The organism is Xanthomonas sp. NCPPB 901 (genome assembly GCF_056725085.1).
Window position 1 is genome coordinate 1,722,588 of record NZ_CM161511.1, and the last position, 22,857, is coordinate 1,745,444.

Here is a 22,857-nt window from a genome sequence, read left to right on the forward strand (position 1 = left end):
CGGATACTCCTTGGTTCGGGTTTCACACCTATGAACCATTGCCGCCACTGCCGTCGCTAGCCGATCCGGACGCGTTCGTGGGAGGCGGAAATGTTCATGGCCTCACGATACTTCGCCACGGTGCGGCGCGCTACAGGGACGCCGGCACTTTTCAGCAGGTCGGCCAGCTTGGCGTCAGAAAGCGGCTTGCGCGGATTCTCCGCATCGATCAGCCGCCGGATCATCGCCTGGATCGCGGTGCTGGAGGCCTCGCCGCCGCTGTCGGTGTCGATGCCCGAGGCGAAGAAGGCGCGCAGCGGGATGGTGCCGCGCGGGGTGCGCACGTACTTGCGGGCGATGGCGCGCGAGATGGTGCTTTCGTGAAGGCCAAGTTCGCCGGCGATCTCGCGCAGGGTCAGCGGCCGCAGCGCCTGTTCGCCGAACTCCAGGAAGCCGGCCTGCTGCTTGAGCAGGCAGCGGGTCACCTTGAGCAGGGTCTCGCCGCGCGCCTCCAGGCTCTTCAGCAGCCAGCGCGCTTCCTGCAACTGGCCGCGCAGGTAGCCGGCGTCGCTTTCGCCGCATTGGCGGATCAGCCGTTCGTAGCCGCGGTGGATGGTGACCTTGGGCTGGGCGTGCGCCGACAGCGCCGCATGCCAGACCCCGCGCTGGCGCCAGACCACGCAGTCCGGCACCACGTAGGTATCGCTGCCGAGTTCGCCGATCTGCTTGCCAGGGCGCGGGTCCAGCGAGCGCAGCAGCGCGACCGCGGTGTCGACTTCGGCGGTCGGGCGTTTGAGTTCGTGGGCCAGCCCGGCCACGCCGCTGCGCGGCAACCGCTCCAGCGGGCCGTTGGTGATGGTGCGCGCCAGCGCCAACCCGGGCGTGTCCTCGGGCAGCGTGTCCAGTTGCAGGGTCAGGCACTCGCCCAGGGTGCGCGCGGCGATGCCGGCCGGATCGAAGCGCTGGATCTGGTGCAGCACGGTGCCGATCTCGTCCTCGTCGGCGAGGATGTCCGGGCGCAGGGTCTCGGCGATCGCGGCCAGCGGCTCGCGCAGGTAGCCGTCGTCGTCGAGCGCGTCGATCAGCGCCGCGCCGATGCTGCGGTCGCGCGGGGACAGCGGCGACAGGTGCAACTGCCACAGCAGGTGGTCGATCAGGGTATCCGGCTCGGCCACGCGTTCGGCCGCGCTGCCCAGGTCGTCGTCGTCGAACGAACCGCCGCTGCCGCCGCTCCAGGCCGGTTCGGCCTCGTTCCAGTCGGCGCCGTCGCTGGAAGGCGCGGCATCGCCGCGGTCGCCATCGTCGCCGCTGCGCGCCTCGCTCGGCGCGTGGTCGTGATCATGGGCGTGGTCGGCACCATCGCCGCGTTCGAACGCCGGTGCGGCGTCCTCGGACCATTCCAGCAGCGGGTTGCTCTCCACCGCCTCGGCGATTTCCACTTCCAGCTCGGCGCTGGACATCTGCAACAGCTTGATCGCCTGACGCAACTGCGGCGTCATGACCAGGTGCTGTCCCAGCGATGTCTGCAGCCGTGCTTTCATGCCTGTCCCGAGCGCGGAAGGAGCGTAGCCGGCGCGCGCGGTCAGAGCCTGAAGGTTTCCCCGAGGTAGACGCGGCGCACGTCGCTGTTGGCCAGCAGTGCTTCCGGCGCCCCCTGCGCCAACACACTGCCCTCGTTGAGGATATACGCCCGGTCGCAGATTCCCAAGGTTTCGCGCACGTTGTGGTCGGTGATCAACACGCCGATGCCGCGCTGCTTGAGGTGGGTGACGATGCGCTGGATTTCGCCGACCGAGATCGGGTCGACGCCGGCGAAGGGTTCGTCGAGCAGCATCAGCCGCGGCTTGGCGGCCAGCGCGCGGGCGATCTCGCAACGGCGACGCTCGCCGCCGGAGAGGCTGGCGCCGAGCTGGTCGGCGACGTGGCTGATCTGCAGTTCGTCCAGTAGCGCCACCAGTTCGCGTTCCTGGCCGGCGGCGTCCAGATCCTCGCGCAGTTCCAGCACCAGGCGGATGTTGTCGGCGACGCTGAGCTTGCGGAACACCGACGGTTCCTGCGGCAGGTAGCCGACGCCGAGCTTGGCGCGCTTGTACATCGGCAGCGCGGTGATGTCGTTGCCGTCGAGCACGATGCGTCCGGCATCGGCGTCGACCAGGCCGACGATCATGTAGAAGCAGGTGGTCTTGCCGGCGCCGTTGGGGCCGAGCAGGCCGACCACTTCGCCGGCTTCCAGGGTCAGCGCAAAGTCGCGCACCACTTCGCGCTGCTTGTAGCGCTTGCGCAGGCCTTCGGCGAGCAGCATCACTTGCCTCCTTGCTTGGCCGGCTTGGCGGGCGCCGCGGCCGGCTTGGCGGCGGGCTTGGCGTTGTTCGCGGGCGCGGCGGCCGGCGCGGCGGCGGCATTCTTCGGCTGGATGACGGTGTGCACGCGCGTGCCGTCGCCACCGCCCTGCATGTCGCCGGTCTTGGTGTTGTAGACCATGCGCTGGCCGGCATTGGTGCCCTTGGGCGAGGTCATGCGGTAATTGCCAGTGAGGATCACCGTGTCGGTCGGCACCTTGTAGTCGATGTTGTCCGCGACCGCGTCCATCGGCGAGCCGTCGTCCAGTTCCTGCTTCAGGGTGGCCTGCTTGCCGGTCAGCACGACGCGATCGATGTCGCCGTTCTTCTTGAACAGGTCGGCGGTGTCGGCATGGATTTCGAGCGTGCCCTGGATGATGACGACATTGCCCGTGTAACGGATCTTGCCGTCGTCGTCGAGCATGTTGCCGCTCTGGCTGGCGGAAGTGATATCCATCGGCTGATTGCGATCGGACGACTTGGCCATCGCCAGTGCGGGCAGCAGCAGGGCGAGCAGTGCGAGCTTAGCGGGCAGCGTTCGGTTCATAGCGTGTCTTGACCTGTGAAAGGAGCTTGTACTGCCGGGATTTCAAGTCGACCTGGAAGCCGACGCCGGTCTGCATCATACCGGGCCGGGTCATCGTGACCGGGTCGGCGGTGCGTGCGCTGTTGGTCTGCGGAAACACGTCCAGGCTCTGGGTACGGAAGGTGGTGGGCGGGATGCTGGGCACCTTGGGGCTGTCGCCGGCGACGTCGTCGCGCAGGCGCAGTTCGTCGCCGTTGGCGCTGACCCAGCCGGTCTTGCTGCGCATTTCCCAGTGCTGGCCGTTGGCGTCGGGCAGCAGGAACAGCGGGGTCACGATCGACAGGGTCTGGTCGGCGCGGCTGCGTTGCATCTGCGGCGCGCGCAGGGTCATCGCTTCCTTGCCTTGCTTGTCCAGGCTGACGATCTCGAAGTCGCGGGCGATGTAGTCCACGCTGGCTTCGTCGGACGGATTGCGGGTGGGCTTGCTGCGCTGGTTCCAGGCCGACCAGCCGCTGATCAGCGCGCCGACCAGCAGCAGGCCGCCGAGGGTGGTGCGCCAGTTCATGCGCCATGCTCCTGCAGCAGCGAGGGGACGTGGCCCTGGGCGGCCAGCAGCACGTCGCACAGTTCGCGCGCCGCGCCTTCGCCGCCGCGGGCGCGGGTGGTCCAGTGCACGTGTTCGGCGGTCCAGGGGTGGGCGTTGGCCGGGGCCACCGCCAGGCCGACCACGCGCAGCGGCGCCAGGTCGGGCAGGTCGTCGCCCATGAAGCAGACCTGCTCCAGGCCGATGCCGCGCGCGTCGCACAGCGCCTGCACACCGGCGCGCTTGTCCTTGACCCCGATCTGCACCAGCAGGCCCAGTTCCTGGCCGCGCTTCTCCGCGGCCAGGCTGGGGCGCGCGGTGATCAGCGCCACGTCGATGCCGTGCCGGCGCAGTTGCACCAGGCCCTGGCCGTCGAGCACGTTGAAGGCCTTGCTCTCGTTGCCGTCGCGGTCGTAGTACAGGCGGCCGTCGGTCAGCGTGCCGTCGACGTCGAAGCACGCCAGGCGGATCCGGGCGGCGCGGTCGATCAGGTCGGCGGGGAGGTCGGCCAGCGGGGAATAGGGCATGGTTCGGATATCGGGGCGGGGAGGCCGGCTTTCCAGCGGCCAGGGCCCGTGGCGTGGGGGCGCCGGTGGGCAGTGAACGGGTTCAGCCTGTTAAACCACTCTGGCGCGCAACAGGTCGTGAATGTTGAGCGCGCCGACCGCGCGGCCGGCGGCGTCGACCACGATCAGGCCGTTGATCTGGTGGGTTTCCATCAGCCGCGCGGCCTCGGCGGCGAGCTGGTCGGCGCCGATGGTGCGCGGCTGCCGGGTCATCACCTCGGCGATGCGGGTCTGGCGCACGTCCAGCGCGCTGTCCAGGGCGCGGCGCAGGTCGCCGTCGGTGAACAGCCCGAGCAGGCGGTCGTCGGCGTCCACCACCGCGGTCATGCCCAGGCGCTTGCGGCTCATCTCCACCAGCGCTTCGCTGAGGCTGGCGTCCTCGCGCACCTTGGGCAGTTCGTCGCCGCCGTGCATGACGTCGGTGATGTGCAGCAGCAGGCGGCGGCCGAGGCTGCCGGCCGGGTGCGAGCGGGCGAAGTCGTCGGCGGTGAAGCCGCGCGCGTCCAGCAGCGCCACCGCCAGCGCATCGCCCAGCGCCAGCGAGGCGGTGGTGCTGGAGGTCGGCGCCAGGTCCAGCGGGCAGGCCTCGGCCGGCACGCTGACGTCCAGGTGCAGGTCGGCCTCGCGCGCCAGCGTGGACTGCGCGCGGCCGGTCATCGCGATCACCGCATTGCCCTGGCGCTTGAGCACCGGCAGCAGCATCAGGATCTCGTCGGACTCGCCGGAGTAGGACAGCGCCAGCACCACGTCGGCGTCGGTGATCATGCCCAGGTCGCCGTGCCCGGCCTCGCCCGGGTGCACGAAGAACGCCGGCGTGCCGGTGGAGGCGAGGGTGGCGGCGATCTTGCGCGCCACGTGGCCGGACTTGCCCATGCCGGTGGCGACCACGCGCCCGCGCGAACCCAGGATCAACCGGCAGGCGGCGGCGAAGTCGGCGCCGATGCGGGCGCCCACCGCCGCCAGCGCGGCCTGCTCGATCTCGACCACGCGGCGGCCGCTGGCGACCAGGCCGGCGTCGTCGGGCGCAGCGGGAGACAGGGGCGATACATCCATGCGGGTGCCGGTCGGAGGGTAGAATGGCCGATCATTTTATTAGGAAAGCCCGGTGGACGCCGAAACCATCCGTAAACTCATCGAGGCCGGCCTGCCTGGCGCGCGCGTGCAGGTGCAGGGCGACGACGGCGTGCACTTCGAGGCCACCGTGGTCAGCGACGCCTTCGCCGGCAAGCTGCCGCTGGCGCGCCACCGCATGGTCTACGCCACCCTGGGCGAGCTGATGGGCGGCGCCATCCACGCGCTGGCGCTGACCACCCTGACCCCCGAGCAGGCCGAGCGCGCGGCCGGTTGAGCCGCTGCGCGTCCGTTTCCCCCTTTTCCCTTCCCCCACGAGACCCATGGCCAAAATCGTAGTGACCGGCGGCAGCGCGCTGCACGGTGAAGTGAACATTTCCGGCGCCAAGAACGCCGTGCTGCCGATCCTCTGCGCGACCCTGCTGGCCGATGCGCCGGTGGAGATCACCAACGTGCCGCAATTGCACGACGTGATCACCACGGTGAAGCTGCTCGGCGAGCTGGGCGCGGAAGTCACCATCGACGAGGGCACGCTTTCGCGCGGCAGCGCGATCACCGTCGACCCGCGCAAGGTCCACCAGCACGTCGCCCCGTACGAGCTGGTGCGCACCATGCGCGCCTCGATCCTGGTGCTGGGCCCGCTGCTGGCCAAGTTCGGCGCGGCCGAAGTGTCGCTGCCCGGCGGGTGCGCGATCGGCTCGCGCCCGGTCGACCAGCACATCAAGGGCCTGCAGGCGCTGGGCGCGGAGATCAGCGTCGAGAACGGCTACATCAAGGCCAGCAGCAATGGCCGGCTCAAGGGTGGCCGCTACGTGTTCGACATGGTCAGCGTCACCGGCACCGAGAACGTGCTGATGGCCGCGACCCTGGCCGAAGGCACCACCGTGCTGGAGAACGCGGCGATGGAGCCGGAGGTCAGCGACCTGGCCGACTGCCTGATCGCGCTGGGCGCGAAGATCGAGGGCGCGGGCACCTCGCGCATCGTCGTGCACGGCGTGGAGCGCCTGTCCGGCGGCCGTCACGCGGTGCTGCCGGACCGCATCGAGACCGGCACCTTCCTGGTCGCCGCGGCGATGACCGGCGGCAGCGTCACCGTGCGCCGCGCGCGCGCCGACACCCTCGACGCGGTGCTGGACAAGCTCACCGAGGCCGGCGCCAGCATCGAGACCGGCGAGGACTGGATCCGCCTGGACATGCACGGCAAGCGCCCGCGCGCGGTCAGCCTGACCACCGCGCCGTATCCGGCGTTCCCGACCGACATGCAGGCGCAGTTCATGGCGCTCAACTGCGTGGCCGACGGCGTCGGCGTGATCAACGAGACGATCTTCGAGAACCGTTTCATGCACGTCAACGAACTGTTGCGCCTGGGCGCGGACATCCAGATCGAAGGGCATACCGCGATCGTGCGCGGCAGCGAGCGGCTGAGCGGCGCGCCGGTGATGGCCACCGACCTGCGCGCCTCGGCCTCGCTGATCCTGGCCGGCCTGGTCGCCGACGGCGACACCACCATCGACCGCATCTACCACCTGGACCGGGGGTACGAGAACATTGAGGAGAAGCTGGGGGCGCTGGGCGCGTCCATCCGGCGCGTCGCATGATCCTCAGCGGCCGCTTCAGCCGCCGGCGCAAGGTGTTGCTGGCGATCGTCGTGGTGCTGCTGGCCTGGGTCGGCTATGCCTGGTACACCGGCATCGCCATCACCCAGGGCATCGAGGAGCGCGACATGGACTGGAACGGCGACGGCCAGGTCACCCGCGACGAGATCTGGCAGTCGTTCTACGCGGTCGGCGTCAGCCGCACCCAGAACGGCCCGCGCGAGTGCAGCACGTTCTACTGGCGCAGCAGCGGCGCGCAGATCCGCGTGGATTGCCGCACCACCTTCAAGGCTGCGCCGGCGGAGAAGAAGTAAGGGCCAGGGGCAGGGCGCCGCCTAAGTGGCGCCCGCGTAGGGAGTGCGGTAGAGAGAGGCAAGGCCCGTCGTCACGATCCATGTGCCATGGAGAGGAGTCGACGCGCGCCGTTTGGGGTCTGCTGCAACTCGCCAGCTGGTTTCCGCAAGACGATGCGCATCCGCGCGTCGGGGCTGAAGCCCCTCCCACATGGGAAGCACCACGGGCAGGGAATTGCTGTTGCGATTCCCCAATCCCGAATCCCAAATTCCAGCTCGCCGCGTCGCGGCTGAAGCCGCTCCTCATGGGAAAAACCCGGGCGGGGAGCCGCTGTTACGATTCCCCAATCCGGATTCCCCAATGCCGGCCCTCACACGGGAACGATCGCGGGCGGGGAGCTGCTTTCACGATTCCCCAATCCCCATTCCCCAATCCCGGCTCTTCAGCGCAACGCCTTGATGGTCAGGTCCAGCGCGTCCTGGCCGTTTTCGCGCTGCAGGATGCGCACCGGCACCGGCATGTCCGGCACGATCCAGGCGACGATTTCCTTGGAGCCGTCGGTGCGGCTGACCTTGGTCGCCTGCTCGGTCTTGCCGTTGACGGTGACCGCTTCCTTGCCGGCGACGCGGTAGGTCATCGGCTTGGCGCGGCCCTCGTCGACCATGCGGTAGCTCGGGGTCTTGCCGGCATTGACGTCGCGCGCGATCGCCAGATTGATCAGCAGCGCGTCCATGTCGCCCGGCTGCAGCTTCACCGGGCCGCGGCGGTCGGCCTTGAGGTCGCCGCCCCAGGTCGCCTGGCCGGTGCTCCAGTCGTAGTTGGCGGTCACCGCCTTCTTCTTGATCAGGAACACCGAGCGGTCGTCGCTGCTGAGCGGACGCAGCTGCCCGCCCTTTTCCTCGAACACGGTGCTCTGGCTGAGGTCGGCGACCTGGTTCTTGATCGCCAGGCTGTAGCGCCAGCGGTTGCCGCCTTCCTTGGCCAGGGTCATGACGCCGTTGGCCTGCATGCCCATGTAGCTGGCCTGGTAGTCCGCGGTGAACGGCTCCAGGGCCAGGGCGGGCAGGCTGGCCGTGGCCAGCAGGGCGGCGGCGAGGGCGGTCAGCGGGCGGGCGATGCGGGTCATGGTCAGGCTCCTTGGTATTCGGTCAGGCGCAGGTCGATGCGGTCTTCGCCGTCTTCGCGCTGCAGGATGCGCACCGGCGTCGGCACGCCGTTGGCGATCCACAGGATGGTCTCATTACGGCCGCCATTGGTGCGCGACACCCGCAGTGCGTCGTAGCTGATGTCGCCGACCTGCACGGTCTCGGTCTGGTCGGCGGCGCGGTACACATGTTCGCGCACCCGGCCGACGTCGACGAAGCGGTAGGTCATGGTCTTGCCCGGCTGCGCATCGCGCATCAGCGACAGGTTGAGCAGCAGCGCGCTCTGGTCGCCGGGCTGCAGCGGGATCGGCGCCTGCCGGTCCTTCTTCAGGTCGCCGTCCCAGCGCGCCACGCCCTGTTTCCAGTCGTACACGCCGGTGACCTTCTTGCCGAAGAACACCGCCTTCTTGACCGTGCTCTGGCTCTGCGGCACATAGCGGCCGTCCTGTACGGTGAACACCGTGCTCTGCTCGATGTTCAGGCCGAGGATGCTGGCGAAGCCGCTGCGGCCGTGCACGCCCAGGTCGACCCGCCACTGGTCGCCGCCGGTGTGCACCACGTCCATGCGCGCGTCGCCGGCCGGCTTGCCCTTGTACAGGGCGTCGTAGGTGGCCACGAACGGCTGCAGCGGCGGCGGCGTCCAGGCCTCGGCGGGCAGCGCCGGCGGCGTCGCCGCGGCCGGCGCGGGTGTGCCGGTGGCGGGCGTTGTCGGCGCGGGTGCGGTCTGCGGCGCCGGCGGCGCGGTGGGCGCCGGTACGACCTGTGCACCGACGATGGGCGCCAGCAGGCCGAGGCCGGACGCGACGAGGAGGGCGAACGGACGCGGAGCGAGCTTCATGGGATCGGCTGGCGTGAGCGGGGGGAGGAGGGGAAGAGGCCGCGGACAGGTGCGGCAGCGCATTCAGGGAAGCAGCACGTCGTCGCAATCTAGGCGCAGCGGACTAAACCGGCACTGACCGTCCAGCCAGACCTTGCCGTCCCGTTCAGCCAGGCGGCCCGCCGCGGCCAGCCGCAGCACCGCGCACAGCAGCCGGTGCTCGCGCGGCAGCAGGCGCTGCGCCAGATCGTCCGGGCCGTCGCCGGCCTGCACCGGCACCCGCACCTGCGCGATCACCGCGCCGGCGTCCAGTTCCGGCACCACGAAATGCACGCTGGCCCCGTGCTCGGCGTCGCCGGCCGCCAGGGCCTGCGCATGCGTGTGCAGGCCGCGGTACTTGGGCAGCAGCGAGGGGTGGATGTTGAGCAGGCGTCCGCTGAAGCGCTGCACGATGCCGGCGCCGAGAATGCGCATGTAGCCGGCGCAGACCACCCAGTCCGGCCGCACCGCGGCGACGGCGTCGCCCAGCGCCTGGTCGAACGCGGCGCGGTCGGGGAAGGCCTTGGGTGGCGCCGCCCAGCGCCGGTCCGGTGCCACCATCGCCAGCGCCGGCGCCGCGGGGCGATCGCCGAACACGCCGACCACCTCGGCATCGAGGGTGCCGGCGGCGATCGCGGCGAGGATGGCCTGCAGGTTGGAGCCGCGGCCGGAGGCGAGCACAGCGAGACGGAGGGTCATCGGGCGGAAGTCCGGGGCTGGGCAATGGCGGACGGACGGTGCCGCGCCCGCAGAGGCCGCCGGCCCGACACCGTGTCGGACGGGAACGCCGCTGCCGGCCGCGCCGCGCCGAACCGGCACGCGGCACGCCAGACGCGCTTGGCCGCCGCCACGCGGCTCAGCCGATGTGCACGCGTTCGCCGGCGTCCGCGGCGGCCACCACCGCGCCGATCTGCCAGTGCGCCAGGCCCAGGGCGTCCAGGCTGCGTTCCAGCGCGGCCACCTGCTCGGGCGCGGCGACCAGCACGAAGCCGATGCCGCAGTTGAAGGTGCGCCACATCTCGCTGTCGGCCACCGCGCCTTCGCGCTGCAGCCACTCGAACACCGGCGGCAGGGTCCAGGCGCTGGCGCGGATGTCCAGGCCCAGGCCGTCCGGGATGACGCGGATGATGTTCTCGGTCAGGCCGCCGCCGGTGATGTGCGCCATGGCGTGGATGCCTTCGCCCTGTTCGCGCAGCAGCGACAGGATCGGCTTGACGTACAGGGCGGTCGGCGCCATCAGCGCGTCGGCCAGGGCCACGCCGCCTACCTGCAGCGCGTCCGGGCGCCCGGCGCGGTCGTAGATGCGGCGGATCAGCGAGTAGCCGTTGGAATGCGGGCCGGAGGAGGCGATGCCGATCAGCACGTCGCCCTGGCGCACCCGGGCGCCGTCGAGCAGCTGCGACTTCTCCACCGCGCCGACGGTGAAGCCGGCCAAGTCGTATTCGCCCGGCGGGTACATGTCGGGCATTTCCGCGGTCTCGCCGCCGATCAGCGCGCAGCCGGCCAGTTCGCAGCCGCGGGCGATGCCGCCGACCACCGCCACGGTGGTCTCCACGTCGAGCTTGCCGGTGGCGAAGTAGTCGAGGAAGAACAGCGGCTCGGCGCCCTGCACCAGCACGTCGTTGACGCACATGCCGACCAGGTCGATGCCGATCGTGTCGTGGCGGCCGAGCTGCTGCGCCAGTTTCAGCTTGGTGCCGACGCCGTCGGTGCCGGACACCAGCACCGGCTCGCGGTACTTGCCGGACAGGTCGAACAGGGCGCCGAAGCCGCCCAGCCCGCCCATCACCTCGGGGCGGAAACTGCGCTTGACCAGGGGCTTGATGCGTTCGACGACGGCATTGCCGGCATCGATGTCGACGCCGGCGTCGCGGTAGGTCAACGGGGCGGCGGCGGGGGGCTGGGAAGTGGTCACGGGCGGCGGGGTCGGCGGAAAGGCGGCGATTTTAACAGGCCGCATTGGCGCTAGGCCCGCATTCGGGCAACAATTCGCCCCGGATACGCCGAGTATTGGACTCTTCATGCGCCGCAGCCTTGCCTTCCTCCTGTCTTTCGCACTGTGCCTGCCCGCCGCGACCGCCCTGGCCCAGGCCGAGTTGCGCACCGAGGGCGACGTGGCCGGCGCTACCGGTCCCTACGACGCCGAGGTGCCGGTCAACAGCCAGAGCGAGGCCGACCGCAACGGCGCCCTGGCCCGCGCGCTCGGCGTGGTACTGGGCAAGATCTCCGGCGACAAGGGGGTGATGTCGCGGCCCGGGGTGACCCAGGCGCTGCGCAACGCCAAGAACCTGGTCGATACCTTCGACTACCGCCAGGACCAGGGCACCTCGCCGAGCGGCGCGCCGACCTTCCGCACCATCCTGGTGGCGCGCTTCCGCCCGCAGGACGTGGACGGGCTGGCCGCGGCGCTGGGCCTGCCGGTGTGGCCGCAGCCGCGGCCCAAGCCGGTGGTGTGGCTGGCCATCGACGACGGCAGCGGCCCGCGCCTGGTCGGCGTGCAACAGTCCAACGCCGCGCGCAGCCTGCTCGACCGCGCGATCGAGCGCGGCTTCCGCCTCGGCCTGCCCACCGGCAACGCTGCCGAGCAGGCCCTGGCCGGCGCGATCTGGCGCCAGGACACCGCGGCGGTGGCCAGCGCCTCGTCGCGCTACAGCCCGCCGATGCAGCTGATCGGCAAGCTGTACCGCGGCAAGGCCGGCGGCTGGACCGCCGACTGGACCTTCGTGGACGGCGGCAAGGTGCTGTCGACCTGGTCGGCCAGCGACGCCGACGCGCGCCGCGCCATGGCCAGCGGCGCCGACGGTGCCGCCGACGCCCTGGTCAAGCGCTACGCCAAGGCGGTCAGCGCCGGCCCGGCCGGGATCTACCGGGTGGTGATCACCGGCATCCGCAACGCCGACGACTATCTGCGCGCGTCCTCCGCGCTGCAGAACGCCTCGGTGGTGCGGCGCATCGTGCCGATCCGCGCCGACGGCGATCGCCTGGAGCTGGACCTGGACCTGCTCAGCGGCGTGTCCGGGCTGAACCGCATGCTCGGCCCGGACGCCGCGCTGCAGCCGGTGGTGGCGCCGGTCGAGGGTCCGGTGATCCTCACCAGCGAACCCACGGAGTACCGCCTGAAATGACCTTGTCGCCCGAAGCCGAGATCGCGCTGTTCCTGCGCCGCCTGAAATGGACGGCGGTGATCTTCGGCGTGCTGTGGGTGGTATGGCTGCTGGCGCCGATCCTGACCCCGTTCGTGCTGGCGCTGCTGCTCGGCTGGCTCGGCGACCCGCTGGTGGACCGGCTGGAACGCGCCGGACGCTCGCGCAACATGGCGGTGACCCTGGTGTTCGTGCTGATGGTGCTGCTGCTGGTGCTGGCACTGGTGATCCTGGTGCCGATGCTGGAACGGCAGATCGTCACCTTCATCGACGTGCTGCCGCAGGCGCGCGACTGGTTCATCGGCACCGCGATCCCCTGGGCCGAGCACAAGACCGGGCTGGAGCTGATGGGCTGGCTGGACCCGGAGCGGCTGATCGACTGGATCCGCGGGCACTGGCAGCAGGCCGGCGGCGTCGCCGCGACCTTCTTCGGCTACCTGTCGCGCTCGGGGTTCGCGATGGTGACCTGGGTGGTCAACCTGGTGCTGCTGCCGATCCTGACCTTCTACTTCCTGCGCGACTGGGACCTGCTGGTCGCGCGCGTGGCGATCACTATCCCGCGCAACCACGTCGGCACGATCACCCGCCTGGCGCAGCAGTCCAACGAGGTGCTGGGCGCGTTCATCCGCGGCCAGTTCCTGGTGATGCTGGCGCTGGGGGTGATCTACGCCGGCGGCCTGACCCTGGTCGGGCTCAAGCTCGGCCTGTTGATCGGCATCGTCGCCGGCCTGATCAGCTTCATCCCCTACCTGGGCGCGACCACCGGCATCCTGCTGGCGGTGCTGGCCGCGCTGGTGCAGGCCAAGGGCCTGGACCTGCAATTGCTGATCCTGGTCGGCGTGGTGTTCACCGTCGGCCAGTTGCTGGAGAGCTACGTGCTGACCCCGCGCATCGTCGGCGACAAGATCGGCCTGCACCCGGTGGCGGTGATCTTCGCGGTGATGGCCGGCGGCCAGCTGTTCGGCTTCCTCGGCATGCTGCTGGCGCTGCCGGTGGCGGCGGTGGCCAACGTGCTGCTGCACTACCTGCACGAGCAGTACCGGCAGAGCGATCTGTATGCGGGCGAGAAGTCGGCGATCCTGCTGGACACCGTCACCGAGCGCACCACCATCATCGAACTGCCGCCGCGCAGCCCCGAGCAGCCGTGAGCGTGCCGCAACTGCCACTGGCCCTGCGCTATCCGCCGGAACAGCGCCTGGACCGCTACCTGGGCGCGCCGGCCGGGCTGCTGGCGCAGTTGCAGGCGGTCGCCGACGGCGCCGCCGACGACTGGGTGTATCTGTCCGGCCCCGCCGGCACCGGCAAGACCCACCTGGCCCTGGCGCTGTGCGCGGCGGCCGAACAGGCCGGGCGCAGCGCCGCCTACCTGCCGCTGCAGGCCGCCGCCGGGCGCCTGCGCGACGCGCTGGAAGCACTGGAAGGACGCGACCTGGTCGCGCTCGACGGGCTGGAAGCGATCGCCGGGCAGCGCGAGGACGAGGTGGCGCTGTTCGATTTCCACAACCGCGCGCGCAGCGCCGGGGTGACCCTGCTGTACACCGCCCAGGCGATGCCCGACGGCCTGGCGCTCAGCTTGCCGGACCTGCGTTCGCGGCTGGCACAGTGCGCCCGCATCGCCCTGGCGCCGCTGGACGACGCCGGCCGCGCCGCGGTGCTGCGCGAGCGCGCCCAGCGCCGCGGCCTGGTGCTGGAAGACGCGGCGATCGACTGGCTGCTGACCCACGCCGGCCGCGACCTGGCCGGCCTGATCGGCCTGCTGGAACGCCTGGACCGCGAATCGCTGGCGGCGCAGCGACGGGTGACGGTGCCGTTTTTGCGTAGGGTGCTGGAGGGGCTGGGAATCGGGAGTGGGGAATCGGGAATGGGGAAAAGCTGAGTTCCCGCGAGCTTCGGCAGCCTCAATCCCGGCATGCGTCGTCGCCCACCACAGATCGCAGGTTCAAATCCTGCCCCCGCTACCATCGTTGTCCGCAGCGGCAAGCAGTGCATCGATTGCAAGCTGCTTTTTACTCTTCCAGCTTCTGGGTACTGCTTCAGCTCTCGCGACTCAGCTTTTCCCCATTCCCGACTCCCGATTCCCCATTCCCAGCTCCAATTCCGCCAACCGCTGCGGCGTCCCCACATCCGTCCAGCGCCCACGATGCCGCAGGCCATGGAGTTGGCCCTGCTCGGCCTGCGCGCGCAGCAGCGGCACCACCGAGAAGCGCGGCGGCGTGCCGGGCGCGGTGGGCGCCGGGGCGGCGATGGTCTGCCAGTCGCGCAGCAGGGCGGGGCGGTACATGCCGATGCCGGCATAGGTCAGCAGCGGTGCGCCGGTGTTGTGCACGCGCCCGTCGTCCTGCAGGGCGAAATCGCCGTGTGCGGCATAGGCCGGCGGGTCCACCAGGACCAGTTGCGCCAGGCCGGGCGGCTCGGGCGCCAGCCGGGCGAAATCGAAGTCGGTCCAGATGTCGCCGTTGACCAGCAGGAACGGCGCCTCGCCGAGCAGCGGCAGCGCGTGCAGCATGCCGCCGCCGGTTTCCAGCGGCGTGGCGCCTTCGTAGGAATAGGCGATGCGCAGCCCGAACGCGCCGCCGTCGCCGAGCGTCTGCGGGAACTGCTCGGCCAGCCAGGAGGTGTTGATCACCACCTCGCGCACACCCAGCGCGGCGAGCTTGCGCAGATGCCAGACGATCAGCGGCGTGCCGCCCACCGTCAGCAGCGGCTTGGGCGTGTGCGTGGTCAGCGGCCGCATGCGCTCGCCGAGGCCGGCGGCGAAGATCAGCGCCTTCATGCGCCGGCCGCCGCGCGCTGCGCCAGGGCCGGCTTGATCCGCGTGTGCAGCAACCGTGCCAGCGGCTGCAGGCTGGGGTGCCGCGGCAGCGCCTCGTCGAGGTAGGCGATGAAGCGCGGCACGTTGTCCAGGTACCAGCCCTTGCCGTCGCGGTAGTTGAGCCGCGCGAAGATGCCCAGGTTCTTCAGGTGGCGCTGGATGCCCATCCACTCGGCATCGCGCAGGAACTGCGCCAGCGGCGGCACCGGGATCCCGGCCTGCAGCGCACGTGCGTGGTAGCTGGCCAGCCACGCATCCACCTGCGCCAGCGGCCAGCTCACCGTGGTGTCCTTGAACAGGCTCACCGGGTCGTAGGCCACCGGCCCGACCACGCAGTCCTGGAAATCCAGCACCGCCGGGCCGTCGGCCGCCGGCATCAGGTTGCGCGGCATGAAATCGCGATGCACCAGCACCTGCGGTTGCGCCAGCGCGTTGTCCATGAGCTGGCGCTGCGCCCCATGCAGGGCCGCGCGTTCGTCGTCATCCAGGCGGATCCCCAGGTGGCGTTGCAGGAACCAGTCCTCGAACAGCCCGGCATCGCGTTGCAGCAGCGCCTCGCCGAACACGCCCATGCCCGGCGGCGGCGCGATCGCCTGCAGGCGCAGCAACTGGCCGAGCGCGGCCTCGAAGAGCGCGTCGGCCGTGGTCGTGTCCAGACTTTGCGCCAGGGTCGATTGCCCCAGGTCTTCCAGCAGCAGGAAACCGGCGTCCACGTCCTGCGCCAGGATCGCCGGCACGCGCACGCCGCCGGCGCGCAGCAGGGCGTGCATGCGCAGCCACGGCCGCACGTCTTCCAGGTCCGGCGGCGAATCCATCACGATGCGGCTGGCGCCACGGCCGTGACTGCGCCAGTAGCTGCGCTGGCCGGCATCCACCGAGGCGCGCTCCAGCGTCGCCTGCGCATCGTCCAGGGTCGTGCGGGCCCAGGCCAGGCGGTGTGCGGCGCGCGCCGCAAGGATATCGGGAACGGAAGGGCTGGCGCTCATCGGCAGGCTGCGGCGGAAACGAGCCGCACAGCGTAAACGTGCGCCGCCGCCGTGGCGAGCGGCGCGGCGCGCCTCAACGCTTGCTGGAAAACAGCCGCAACAGCGCGAGCAGGGCGATGGCGCCGAGCAGTGCGCCGAGGAAGCCGGCCGGCTCGCCGCGGCTGTACCAGCCCATGTAGTGGCCGAACCAGCCGGCCAGCAGCGCACCGGCGATGCCCAGCAGCACCGTGAACAGGCAGCCGGAACGTCCGCTGCTGGGGCCGAGGAAGCGCGCCAGCAGGCCGACCACGAAGCCCACCAGGATGATGTAGAGCCAGCTGTCGCTGCCGAACAGAGTGTGCATGGAGAGCGTTCCGGACACGGAGGGGGATCAGCGTCGGATCGTGCCAGATCGACCGTGCTGGCGTCGATGCTTGCGCGCGGCGGATGCAACGGCTGGCCGCGCCATGTAGCGATGACACCATCGGAAAGGCGCCGCGTCGGAGCCGACGCCTCTCCCACCGCAAACAGGGGGGGCGAATCAGGTACTCAGGAAACCGGCTTCGCCAATCCCCAATCCCCAATCCCCAATCCCGGCCCCTCAACAGCAGCCATGCCCGCCATGCTGCTCGCCGCCGGCCACCGCCGCGCTGCCGGTGGTCTCGCCGCGCAGGCTGGCGGCATGGTGGGCCGCGATCACCCGCGACACGCAGGCGGTGACCCGCTTGCCCATCGGGATGTGCAGGAACTCGTTGGGGCCATGCGCATTGGAATGCGGGCCGAGCACGCCGGTGATCATGAACTGCGCGCCGGGGAACTTCTCGCCGAGCATGCCCATGAACGGGATCGAGCCGCCTTCGCCCATGTACATCGCCGGCTTGCCGAACGCCGCCTGCGAGGCCGATTCGATCGCGTCGGTCAGCCACGGCGACTGCGCCGGCGCGTTCCAGCCGGAGGAGGACTTCTCCAGCGCCAGCGACACCTCGGCGCCATACGGCGGATCGCGCAGCAGCACCTCCTTCAGCAGCTCGCCGGCGCGCTTGCCGTCCAGCGTCGGCGGCAGGCGCAGCGACAGCTTCACCGCGGTCTCCGGGCGCAGCACGTTGCCGGCCGAGGCCAGCGGCGGCAGCCCGTCGGCGCCGGTCACCGACAGCGCCGGGCGCCAGGTGCGGTTGAGCACCAGCTCGGACAGGTCCGCGTGCATCGGGCGCATGCCGGGCAGGAACGGGAACTTGCTGTAGACCTCGTCGCCCAGCACCTCGGCGACCTTGCGCGCCTGCGCCAGCCGCTCTTCCGGGATGTCGGCGTACAGGCCGTCGACCTTGATCTTGCCGGTGGCCTCGTCCTCCAGCCGCGACAGCAGGTCGCGCAGGATGCGGAAGCTCGACGGCACCACGCCGGAGGCATCGCCCGAATGCACGCCTTCGCTGAGCACCTTGACGCTGAAGTTGCCGCCGGCCAGGCCGCGCAGCGAGGTCGTGCACCACAGCTGCTCGTAGTTGCCGCAGCCCGAATCCAGGCACACCACCAGCGACGGCTTGCCGATCCGCGCCGCCAGGTGGTCGACGTAGGCGGGCAGGTCGTAACTGCCCGATTCCTCGCAGGCCTCGATCAGCACCACGCAGCGCGCGTGCGGAATGCCCTGGTCCTGCAGCGCCTGGATCGCCGCCAGCGAACCGAACAGGGCATAGCCGTCGTCGGCGCCGCCGCGGCCGTACAGGCGGTGGCCCTTGAGCACCGGCGTCCACGGGCCCAGGTCGGGATCCCAGCCGGTCATTTCCGGCTGCTTGTCCAGGTGCCCGTACAGCAGCACGGTGTCCTCGCCGGTCGCCTCGCTGCTGGCCGGCACCTCCAGGTAGATCAGCGGGGTGCGGCCTTCCAGTTGCACCACCTCCACCTGCAGGCCGGGGATCGCCTGCGCCCGCGCCCAGCGCTCCATCAGCGCCACCGCATCGGCCATGTAGCCGTGCGCGACCCAATCGGCGTCGAACATCGGCGATTTGTTGGGGATGCGGATGTAATCGACCAGTTGCGGGACGATGTCGTCATCCCACTTCTCGCTCAGGAAACGGTCGATCTTGGCACTATCCATGAAAAACTCCGGGGTGATTGCACACGTGTGCAGTCATTCTACGCCCGGCGCCTGTGTAGGGTTTTTCCTACACGTCGACGCGCCGTTTACCTGCTGTTTGTGACGCGCTCCGACGATAGGCTGTACCCATGTGGCGAGTGATGCTGACCACGCCGGCAGGAAAGGCCGGTGAGTCCCCATCCAAGTCACAAGGAGCGTTGCCATGCAGTCTTTTATCGTGGTCCTGAAGTCGCTGGTCGTTGCCCTGATGCTGTCCGGTTCCGCGCTCGCCGCGGACAAGGTCAACATCAACTCCGCGGGAGCCGAGGAGATCGATCAGGTGTTGGTGAACGTGGGAGCCTCCAAGGCTCAGGCGATCGTCGACTACCGACAGGCGCACGGACCTTTCAAGAGCGCCGAGGAACTGGCGCTGGTGAAAGGCATCGGACTCAAGACGGTCGAACGGAACCGCGACCGGATCGATGTGGGCGCCACGAAGGCACCCGCGCCGACAGCCGCCAAGCAGGCAGCTGCCAAGCCGGTGGAAAGGCGTTAAAGGGATTTGCAACGAAAGGATAGGGCCGGCGCTGGACGCGCGGCCGCAGCCTCACTGAGCAGGATGCGAAGGGGGAAGGCAGGACGCCGACAAGGAGGTACATCGTCGCCCGGCGTTGCACAGTGACGTGCAGCCGGGCGATGTTTTTTTTGGGGCCATGGCGCATCGTGGTGGCAGATCCAGGCCGGCCAAGGACAGGCGTCGCTGCCGCGATCGTGCAGCGTTGCCACGATCGTGCAGAATGCGCGCATGGACTGGTGCACGCTGCCCGCGCGGGTGATTCCCGCCAACGCGTATCGCCGCGAACGCTGGCGCAACGGCCTGGGCTGGACCCGGGAGATCCTGCGCTTGCCGGCCGCTGGCGAGGATTGGCTGCTGCGCCTCTCCATCGCCGAGATCGAGCAGGACGCCGCCTTCTCCGCCTTCCCTGGCATCGACCGCGAACTGGTCCTGCTGCGCGGCAACGGCGTGCGCCTGCGTTTCGACGACGGCGAGGAGCAGGTGCTGCAGGAGCCTTGCGCGCGCCTGCGCTTTGCCGGCGAGCGGCCGCTGCGCGGCGAGTTGCTAGACGGGCCGACCCACGATTTCAACCTCATGTGGCGACGCGACCGGCTGCGCACGCAACTGCTGCACCGGCCGCTGGTCGGGCCGATGCTGTTCTTCGCCGAACCCGGCGTCGCCTTGGCCGTTCATCTTCTGGCAGGGCAAGCGCAGTTCGATGCGGCCAGCGGACTGCCGCCATTGGCGGCTGGCGACAGTGCCTGGCTGGCCGCCGACGCCAGGCGCCGCTTCGCTTTGAGCGGGGGTGGGGCGCTGCTGGCGATGCGCATCGAGGCCGCGCCGACGCCCGCGGACTGAGCCTGCGCGCCCACGCGCGCGGGTCTTGCGGCGTCGGCGCCGACCGCGTCCAATGCGCGAACGCGGCCACCCGGGCCGGACAGCGGAAGCCGACAGGTGCTCTCGGACAACAGGTGGTTGGCGAAAATCCTGGTAGCGGACGCGGACCCGGCCTTGCGCGACCGGATCCGCGATTACCTGGCCTGCTTCAACCTGCAGGCGCACGACGCCGGCAGTGCGCCGCACCTGCAGGCGCAACTGGCGGCCGGGCATTACGACGCGGTGGTGCTCGATGCCGGCCTCGATGGCGCCGAGGGCCTGCGCCTGTGCCGGCACCTGCGCGATCGCGGCGACATCGCCATCGTGATGATGGCCGATCGCGCCGAGCCGGTGGATCGGGTGATCGGGCTCGACCTGGGCGCGGACGACTTCCTGGTGCGGCCGCCCGACCTGCGCGAACTGGTGGCGCGGCTCAACGCGGTGTTGCGCCGGGTGCGGGCGCCGCAGCCGCCGCTGGCGGCGCATGGCGGCTGGCAGGTCGACGCCGCGCGTCACCAGGCGGTGGCGCCGGACGGGCGGACCATTCCGCTGTCGCCCGGCGAACTGCGGCTGATGGCGGTGTTCCTCGAACAGCCCGGCGAGGTGCTTACCCGCGAGACCTTGCGTGCCGCGCTGGGCGACGGCGAGACCAGCGCATCGGCGGGCAGCCGCGGCATCGATCTGCAGGTGTCGCGGCTGCGCCAGAAGCTCGGCGACGATCCGCTGGTGCCGCAATGGATCCGTACGGTGCGCGGCAAAGGGTATGTGTTCGAACTGCAGCGCATGGGATTGCCGGCCACGCGCTGAGGTGCGATGGCGCGATGCGCCTGCACCGTCTGTCGCGGCTGAAGGGTTCTTCTGATCGCCTGCTTCCGTCCCACTCGCGCCGGATGCCGCTTTCCCTGTGGGAGCGGCTTCAGCCGCGGGGCGTTCCCGGTCAAGCCCGTCGCGGCTGAAGCCACCCCTACACGACATCTCCCGGCGTTGTCAGGGGTGCCCTGAAATGGCTCCTGCACCCGCATGCTGGCGCGGGGATGTCCCGTGCCGTTTGGGCCTTCTGCCGTGCGTCCTGGCGCGTGCCGGTCGCGCGTGATTCAAATGGGGCGTGGACGAGGCAGTGCCCGACCAGGCGCCGCCTGCTGGGGACCCCTGACAAATTGCGTTCGCCATGCATGACGCTGTCACGTAGGAGCGGCTTCAGCTTCAGCCGTGACAGCCTTGCCGGGAACGCCTGGTCGAGGCTGCTGATCCCACAATGGGGACAACAGCCTGCTCCGCGTGCGCCTCTTGCCGTTACTCGAGACACCCTGCTGTCGCCCTGGTCCGTTCGCGCTTCCCGGCGTGCAGCTGCAATGCCAGGCTCGCTTGCAGGTGTGCAGGTGTGCAGGTGCAGGCGCGGGGAAGCGGGGGAGCGGGGGAGCGGGGCGCACGCTGCAGCCTTGCGGACGACGTCATCGTAGTGGTCGCGCTTGCCTGCCTTTGCAGGCGTCCGGTCTCGCGCCGAGTCCGGGCCTGGCCGATTCTTGCCCATGCCGCCGGCGGGCAGCGGCGGTTCGGCCGCGGCGTCCTCCCCAAGCCCGCGCGCGCCTCGCCCGTTGCGCTGCTGGTCTGCGCCACCGCGGAATCCGGAGCAGCGTGCCGCGCTCAGGCGTCCGCCAACGCCGCGAAGGCGCTGCTGTGCCGTTCCTGCATGCCGCCGCCGTGGCGCAGCACGAAGCGCACCGCCAGCGATTCGCGCTCGGCGCAGGCCAGCCCGGCGTCGACGCCAAGCACGCCGAGCGCGGTGGCCCAGGCATCGGCGCGCATGGTGTCGGCGGCCGCCACGGTGACCGCGGCCAGCGTCGCCGCGATCGGCTGGCCGCTGCGTGGATCCAGCAGGTGGCCGTAGCGCCGGCCGTCCTGGTCGAAGTGGTGCCAGCGGTCGCCGGAGGTCGCCACCGCGAGGCCGTCGACTGCGAGCGCGCGCGGCGCTGCATCGGCAGGCACCTGCGCTTCCGGAGTTGCCTCGATCAGCACCCGCCACGCGTGCCCGTCCGGCTTGCGACCGTAGCCATACAGATCGCCGCCGACCTCCACCAGCGCGCTCTCCACGCCGTGCGCGCGTAGCGCCGCCACCGCCAGGTCGACGCCATAACCCTTGGCGATCGCCGACAGATCCAGGCGCAAGCCGCCGGGCTGCGGCCAGCGGCCGGCGCCGTCGACGCGCAGCCGGCGCCAGTCGCCGGCGGCGCGGGCCCGTTGCAGTGCGACTGCGTCGGGCACGCGCTGCGGTCCGGCCTCGGCGCCGAACCCCCACAGGCCGACCACGGCGCCAATGCTGGGGTCGAAGGCGCCGCCGCTGCGCTGCGCCACTTCCAACGCACAGCGCAGCACCGTGTCCAGCGCGGCGGGCAACGCGTGCCAGGTGCCGGCGTCGGCCCGGTTGTAGCGGCTCAGGTCCGACTGCGCATCCCAGGTGCTCATCTGCGCGACGACCAGATCGAGCTGGGCCTGGATCGCATCCCGCAGCGCCGGCAGGTCGTGGTCGCGCCGCGGCACCAGCTTGGCGCTCCAGCGTGTGCCCATGCTGTGGCCTTGCAGCGTGGCGATGCCGCCGCTGGACGCGCGCCCGGTGGCGAGGTGGGTCATGCGTCGACCTGGCGCCGCGGTGCCGCGACACCGTCGGAGCGTCCGGCCCTGCACCGCGCCGCGTAAGCCTCGCCGCTGGGGTCCGCGCCGCCGCGCACGCTCAGGTCTCCGACCAGTCGCGCAGCAGGTTGTGGTAGACGTTGGTCAGGCGCAGCAGCGCCGCCGCGTCGGCGCCGCTGCCGGTCAGCGCCTGGATCGCGGTGTCCAGGTCGAACAGGGTCTGCCGCCGGGCGGCATCGCGCACCAGGCTCTGCACCCAGAAGAACGAAGCCAGCCGCGCACCGCGGGTCACCGGCGCCACCCGGTGCAGGCTGCTGGACGGATACAGGATCAGGTCGCCCGCCGGCAACTTGACCTCGTGCTCGCCGTAGGTGTCGTGGATCAGCAGCTCGCCGCCGTCGTACTCCTCCGGCGCGCTCAGGAACAGGGTGCAGGACAGGTCGCTGCGCACGGTCAGCGCCGGTTGCGCGGCCGTGGCCGCCTGGGTCATCACCGCGCCATCGACGTGCAGGCCGTAGCTGCCGCCGCCGGCGTAGCGGTTGAAGCGGGGCGGGATGGTGCGCAGCGGCAGCGCCGCGGCGAAGTACAGCGGGCTGCGCGCCAGCGCGCTCAGCACCGCCTGGCCGAGTTCCTGCTTCAGCGCGGACGCGTCGGCCAGTTGCAGGTTGCGCTTGACCTGCGCGCCTTGCGCGCCGACGGTCTCGCGGCCGTCCACCCAGTCGGCCGAGGCCAGCGCCTGGCGGAACCGCGCGACCTCATCGGCCGTGAGGATGTCGGGAATGTGCAGCAGCATGGTGCGCTCCGGCGGTGGACGCCCAGGATAGGGCGTCCACCGCGCATTGGCAGAGGCGA

At 70.6% G+C, this 22,857-nt stretch carries 25 protein-coding genes; 9 read left to right on the plus strand and 16 right to left on the minus strand.

Annotated elements, in window-relative coordinates:
• Positions 1-56: 56 nt before the first annotated feature.
• From AC1PME_RS06990 to AC1PME_RS07015, 6 genes are all read right to left on the minus strand, one after another.
• Entirely contained in the window at positions 57-1,520 is a 1,464-nt protein-coding gene (locus AC1PME_RS06990) for an RNA polymerase factor sigma-54 (RefSeq protein ID WP_481097713.1), read from the minus strand.
• Between the two features lie 41 nt (positions 1,521-1,561).
• Complete coding sequence (gene lptB / locus AC1PME_RS06995) at positions 1,562-2,281, minus strand: LPS export ABC transporter ATP-binding protein (protein WP_019799410.1); 720 nt, start codon at positions 2,279-2,281, stop codon at positions 1,562-1,564.
• Complete coding sequence (lptA, locus tag AC1PME_RS07000; RefSeq protein WP_307549488.1) at positions 2,281-2,865, minus strand: lipopolysaccharide transport periplasmic protein LptA; 585 nt, start codon at positions 2,863-2,865, stop codon at positions 2,281-2,283. Before lptA ends, lptB begins: the two co-directional genes overlap by 1 nt.
• Complete coding sequence (lptC, locus tag AC1PME_RS07005) at positions 2,843-3,409, minus strand: LPS export ABC transporter periplasmic protein LptC (RefSeq protein WP_254460914.1); 567 nt, start codon at positions 3,407-3,409, stop codon at positions 2,843-2,845. The genes lptA and lptC overlap by 23 nt, the downstream gene beginning before the upstream one ends.
• Positions 3,406-3,954 (minus strand): KdsC family phosphatase, encoded by a 549-nt coding sequence (locus AC1PME_RS07010; protein ID WP_254460915.1) that lies wholly within the window; start codon positions 3,952-3,954, stop codon positions 3,406-3,408. The genes lptC and AC1PME_RS07010 overlap by 4 nt, the downstream gene beginning before the upstream one ends.
• A gap of 90 nt (positions 3,955-4,044) precedes the next feature.
• The gene (locus AC1PME_RS07015; protein ID WP_254460916.1) at positions 4,045-5,046 is read right to left on the minus strand and encodes a KpsF/GutQ family sugar-phosphate isomerase; all 1,002 of its coding nucleotides are present in this window, start codon (positions 5,044-5,046) and stop codon (positions 4,045-4,047) included.
• A 52-nt stretch (positions 5,047-5,098) separates the two neighbouring features.
• Here AC1PME_RS07015 and AC1PME_RS07020 point away from each other — a divergent pair, with 52 nt between their 5' ends.
• Genes AC1PME_RS07020 through AC1PME_RS07030 form a run of 3 tightly spaced genes read left to right on the plus strand, consistent with a single transcriptional unit; the run spans position 5,099 to position 6,973 of the window.
• Positions 5,099-5,341, plus strand: coding sequence for a BolA family protein (locus tag AC1PME_RS07020; protein WP_254460917.1), 243 nt, complete (start codon positions 5,099-5,101; stop codon positions 5,339-5,341).
• A 46-nt stretch (positions 5,342-5,387) separates the two neighbouring features.
• On the plus strand, positions 5,388-6,662 hold the full coding sequence (gene murA / locus AC1PME_RS07025) for a UDP-N-acetylglucosamine 1-carboxyvinyltransferase (protein WP_254460918.1): 1,275 nt from the start codon (positions 5,388-5,390) through the stop codon (positions 6,660-6,662).
• Positions 6,659-6,973, plus strand: a complete 315-nt coding sequence (locus AC1PME_RS07030) for an EF-hand domain-containing protein (protein WP_481097714.1) — start codon at positions 6,659-6,661, stop codon at positions 6,971-6,973. The genes murA and AC1PME_RS07030 overlap by 4 nt, the downstream gene beginning before the upstream one ends.
• A gap of 422 nt (positions 6,974-7,395) precedes the next feature.
• Here AC1PME_RS07030 and AC1PME_RS07035 read toward each other — a convergent pair whose 3' ends face one another.
• The 4 genes from AC1PME_RS07035 to purM all read right to left on the minus strand — a co-directional run bounded on the left by AC1PME_RS07035 (position 7,396) and on the right by purM (position 10,869).
• Positions 7,396-8,079: a DUF3108 domain-containing protein gene (locus AC1PME_RS07035; protein ID WP_254460920.1), complete on the minus strand. Its 684-nt coding sequence runs from the start codon at positions 8,077-8,079 to the stop codon at positions 7,396-7,398.
• Positions 8,080-8,081: 2 nt separating this feature from the next.
• A complete protein-coding gene (locus tag AC1PME_RS07040; protein WP_481097715.1) occupies positions 8,082-8,936 on the minus strand; it encodes a DUF3108 domain-containing protein in 855 nt (284 codons plus the stop codon).
• A gap of 63 nt (positions 8,937-8,999) precedes the next feature.
• Positions 9,000-9,653 carry a phosphoribosylglycinamide formyltransferase gene (gene purN / locus AC1PME_RS07045; RefSeq protein ID WP_254460922.1) on the minus strand — a complete coding sequence of 218 codons (654 nt, stop codon included), beginning with the start codon at positions 9,651-9,653 and terminating at the stop codon, positions 9,000-9,002.
• Positions 9,654-9,810: 157 nt separating this feature from the next.
• Positions 9,811-10,869 carry a phosphoribosylformylglycinamidine cyclo-ligase gene (gene purM, locus AC1PME_RS07050; RefSeq protein ID WP_481097716.1) on the minus strand — a complete coding sequence of 353 codons (1,059 nt, stop codon included), beginning with the start codon at positions 10,867-10,869 and terminating at the stop codon, positions 9,811-9,813.
• A 106-nt stretch (positions 10,870-10,975) separates the two neighbouring features.
• On the opposite strand from purM, the gene AC1PME_RS07055 reads away from it, so the two are divergent.
• The 3 genes from AC1PME_RS07055 to hda are packed head-to-tail and all read left to right on the plus strand — an operon-like array spanning position 10,976 to position 13,973.
• On the plus strand, positions 10,976-12,079 hold the full coding sequence (locus AC1PME_RS07055; protein ID WP_481097717.1) for a DUF2066 domain-containing protein: 1,104 nt from the start codon (positions 10,976-10,978) through the stop codon (positions 12,077-12,079).
• Entirely contained in the window at positions 12,076-13,245 is a 1,170-nt protein-coding gene (locus AC1PME_RS07060) for an AI-2E family transporter (protein WP_254460924.1), read from the plus strand. The genes AC1PME_RS07055 and AC1PME_RS07060 overlap by 4 nt, the downstream gene beginning before the upstream one ends.
• Complete coding sequence (gene hda, locus AC1PME_RS07065; RefSeq protein WP_307549499.1) at positions 13,242-13,973, plus strand: DnaA regulatory inactivator Hda; 732 nt, start codon at positions 13,242-13,244, stop codon at positions 13,971-13,973. Before AC1PME_RS07060 ends, hda begins: the two co-directional genes overlap by 4 nt.
• A 171-nt stretch (positions 13,974-14,144) precedes the next feature.
• On the opposite strand, the gene murU is transcribed toward hda, so the two are convergent.
• The 4 genes from murU to AC1PME_RS07085 all read right to left on the minus strand — a co-directional run bounded on the left by murU (position 14,145) and on the right by AC1PME_RS07085 (position 17,966).
• A complete protein-coding gene (gene murU, locus AC1PME_RS07070) occupies positions 14,145-14,870 on the minus strand; it encodes an N-acetylmuramate alpha-1-phosphate uridylyltransferase MurU (RefSeq protein ID WP_254460926.1) in 726 nt (241 codons plus the stop codon).
• Positions 14,867-15,895 carry an aminoglycoside phosphotransferase family protein gene (locus AC1PME_RS07075; RefSeq protein ID WP_481097718.1) on the minus strand — a complete coding sequence of 343 codons (1,029 nt, stop codon included), beginning with the start codon at positions 15,893-15,895 and terminating at the stop codon, positions 14,867-14,869. Before AC1PME_RS07075 ends, murU begins: the two co-directional genes overlap by 4 nt.
• Before the next feature lie 73 nt (positions 15,896-15,968).
• Positions 15,969-16,238 carry a GlsB/YeaQ/YmgE family stress response membrane protein gene (locus AC1PME_RS07080; RefSeq protein ID WP_010344083.1) on the minus strand — a complete coding sequence of 90 codons (270 nt, stop codon included), beginning with the start codon at positions 16,236-16,238 and terminating at the stop codon, positions 15,969-15,971.
• Between the two features lie 237 nt (positions 16,239-16,475).
• A complete protein-coding gene (locus AC1PME_RS07085) occupies positions 16,476-17,966 on the minus strand; it encodes a M20 family metallopeptidase (protein WP_481097719.1) in 1,491 nt (496 codons plus the stop codon).
• Positions 17,967-18,168: 202 nt separating this feature from the next.
• Here AC1PME_RS07085 and AC1PME_RS07090 point away from each other — a divergent pair, with 202 nt between their 5' ends.
• From AC1PME_RS07090 to AC1PME_RS07100, 3 genes are all read left to right on the plus strand, one after another.
• Positions 18,169-18,501 (plus strand): ComEA family DNA-binding protein, encoded by a 333-nt coding sequence (locus AC1PME_RS07090; RefSeq protein WP_017909203.1) that lies wholly within the window; start codon positions 18,169-18,171, stop codon positions 18,499-18,501.
• A gap of 249 nt (positions 18,502-18,750) precedes the next feature.
• A complete protein-coding gene (locus tag AC1PME_RS07095) occupies positions 18,751-19,359 on the plus strand; it encodes a HutD/Ves family protein (protein WP_481097720.1) in 609 nt (202 codons plus the stop codon).
• A gap of 96 nt (positions 19,360-19,455) precedes the next feature.
• A complete protein-coding gene (locus tag AC1PME_RS07100) occupies positions 19,456-20,184 on the plus strand; it encodes a winged helix-turn-helix domain-containing protein (RefSeq protein WP_481097721.1) in 729 nt (242 codons plus the stop codon).
• Between the two features lie 837 nt (positions 20,185-21,021).
• On the opposite strand, the gene AC1PME_RS07105 is transcribed toward AC1PME_RS07100, so the two are convergent.
• Together AC1PME_RS07105 and AC1PME_RS07110 are read right to left on the minus strand one after the other, a co-directional pair.
• On the minus strand, positions 21,022-21,942 hold the full coding sequence (locus tag AC1PME_RS07105) for an FAD:protein FMN transferase (protein WP_254461373.1): 921 nt from the start codon (positions 21,940-21,942) through the stop codon (positions 21,022-21,024).
• Positions 21,943-22,105: 163 nt separating this feature from the next.
• The gene (locus AC1PME_RS07110) at positions 22,106-22,798 is read right to left on the minus strand and encodes a Fe2+-dependent dioxygenase (RefSeq protein ID WP_481097722.1); all 693 of its coding nucleotides are present in this window, start codon (positions 22,796-22,798) and stop codon (positions 22,106-22,108) included.
• Between the last annotated feature and the right edge of the window lie 59 nt (positions 22,799-22,857).

Bases quoted from the DNA above. Each gene is read 5' to 3' on its own strand.
- AC1PME_RS07085 (WP_481097719.1), bottom strand. From the start codon at position 17,966: ATGGATAGTGCCAAGATCGACCGTTTCCTGAGCGAGAAGTGGGATGAC.
- lptA (WP_307549488.1), bottom strand. From the start codon at position 2,865: ATGAACCGAACGCTGCCCGCTAAGCTCGCACTGCTCGCCCTGCTGCTG.
- AC1PME_RS07105 (WP_254461373.1), bottom strand. From the start codon at position 21,942: ATGGGCACACGCTGGAGCGCCAAGCTGGTGCCGCGGCGCGACCACGAC.
- AC1PME_RS07075 (WP_481097718.1), bottom strand. From the start codon at position 15,895: ATGAGCGCCAGCCCTTCCGTTCCCGATATCCTTGCGGCGCGCGCCGCA.
- AC1PME_RS07090 (WP_017909203.1), top strand. From the start codon at position 18,169: ATGCAGTCTTTTATCGTGGTCCTGAAGTCGCTGGTCGTTGCCCTGATG.
- AC1PME_RS06990 (WP_481097713.1), bottom strand. From the start codon at position 1,520: ATGAAAGCACGGCTGCAGACATCGCTGGGACAGCACCTGGTCATGACG.
- AC1PME_RS07110 (WP_481097722.1), bottom strand. From the start codon at position 22,798: ATGCTGCTGCACATTCCCGACATCCTCACGGCCGATGAGGTCGCGCGG.
- AC1PME_RS07015 (WP_254460916.1), bottom strand. From the start codon at position 5,046: ATGGATGTATCGCCCCTGTCTCCCGCTGCGCCCGACGACGCCGGCCTG.
- murU (WP_254460926.1), bottom strand. From the start codon at position 14,870: ATGAAGGCGCTGATCTTCGCCGCCGGCCTCGGCGAGCGCATGCGGCCG.
- lptC (WP_254460914.1), bottom strand. From the start codon at position 3,409: ATGAACTGGCGCACCACCCTCGGCGGCCTGCTGCTGGTCGGCGCGCTG.
- AC1PME_RS07035 (WP_254460920.1), bottom strand. From the start codon at position 8,079: ATGACCCGCATCGCCCGCCCGCTGACCGCCCTCGCCGCCGCCCTGCTG.
- lptB (WP_019799410.1), bottom strand. From the start codon at position 2,281: ATGCTGCTCGCCGAAGGCCTGCGCAAGCGCTACAAGCAGCGCGAAGTG.
- AC1PME_RS07040 (WP_481097715.1), bottom strand. From the start codon at position 8,936: ATGAAGCTCGCTCCGCGTCCGTTCGCCCTCCTCGTCGCGTCCGGCCTC.
- purN (WP_254460922.1), bottom strand. From the start codon at position 9,653: ATGACCCTCCGTCTCGCTGTGCTCGCCTCCGGCCGCGGCTCCAACCTG.
- AC1PME_RS07060 (WP_254460924.1), top strand. From the start codon at position 12,076: ATGACCTTGTCGCCCGAAGCCGAGATCGCGCTGTTCCTGCGCCGCCTG.
- AC1PME_RS07010 (WP_254460915.1), bottom strand. From the start codon at position 3,954: ATGCCCTATTCCCCGCTGGCCGACCTCCCCGCCGACCTGATCGACCGC.
- murA (WP_254460918.1), top strand. From the start codon at position 5,388: ATGGCCAAAATCGTAGTGACCGGCGGCAGCGCGCTGCACGGTGAAGTG.
- AC1PME_RS07030 (WP_481097714.1), top strand. From the start codon at position 6,659: ATGATCCTCAGCGGCCGCTTCAGCCGCCGGCGCAAGGTGTTGCTGGCG.
- AC1PME_RS07095 (WP_481097720.1), top strand. From the start codon at position 18,751: ATGGACTGGTGCACGCTGCCCGCGCGGGTGATTCCCGCCAACGCGTAT.
- AC1PME_RS07080 (WP_010344083.1), bottom strand. From the start codon at position 16,238: ATGCACACTCTGTTCGGCAGCGACAGCTGGCTCTACATCATCCTGGTG.
- AC1PME_RS07055 (WP_481097717.1), top strand. From the start codon at position 10,976: ATGCGCCGCAGCCTTGCCTTCCTCCTGTCTTTCGCACTGTGCCTGCCC.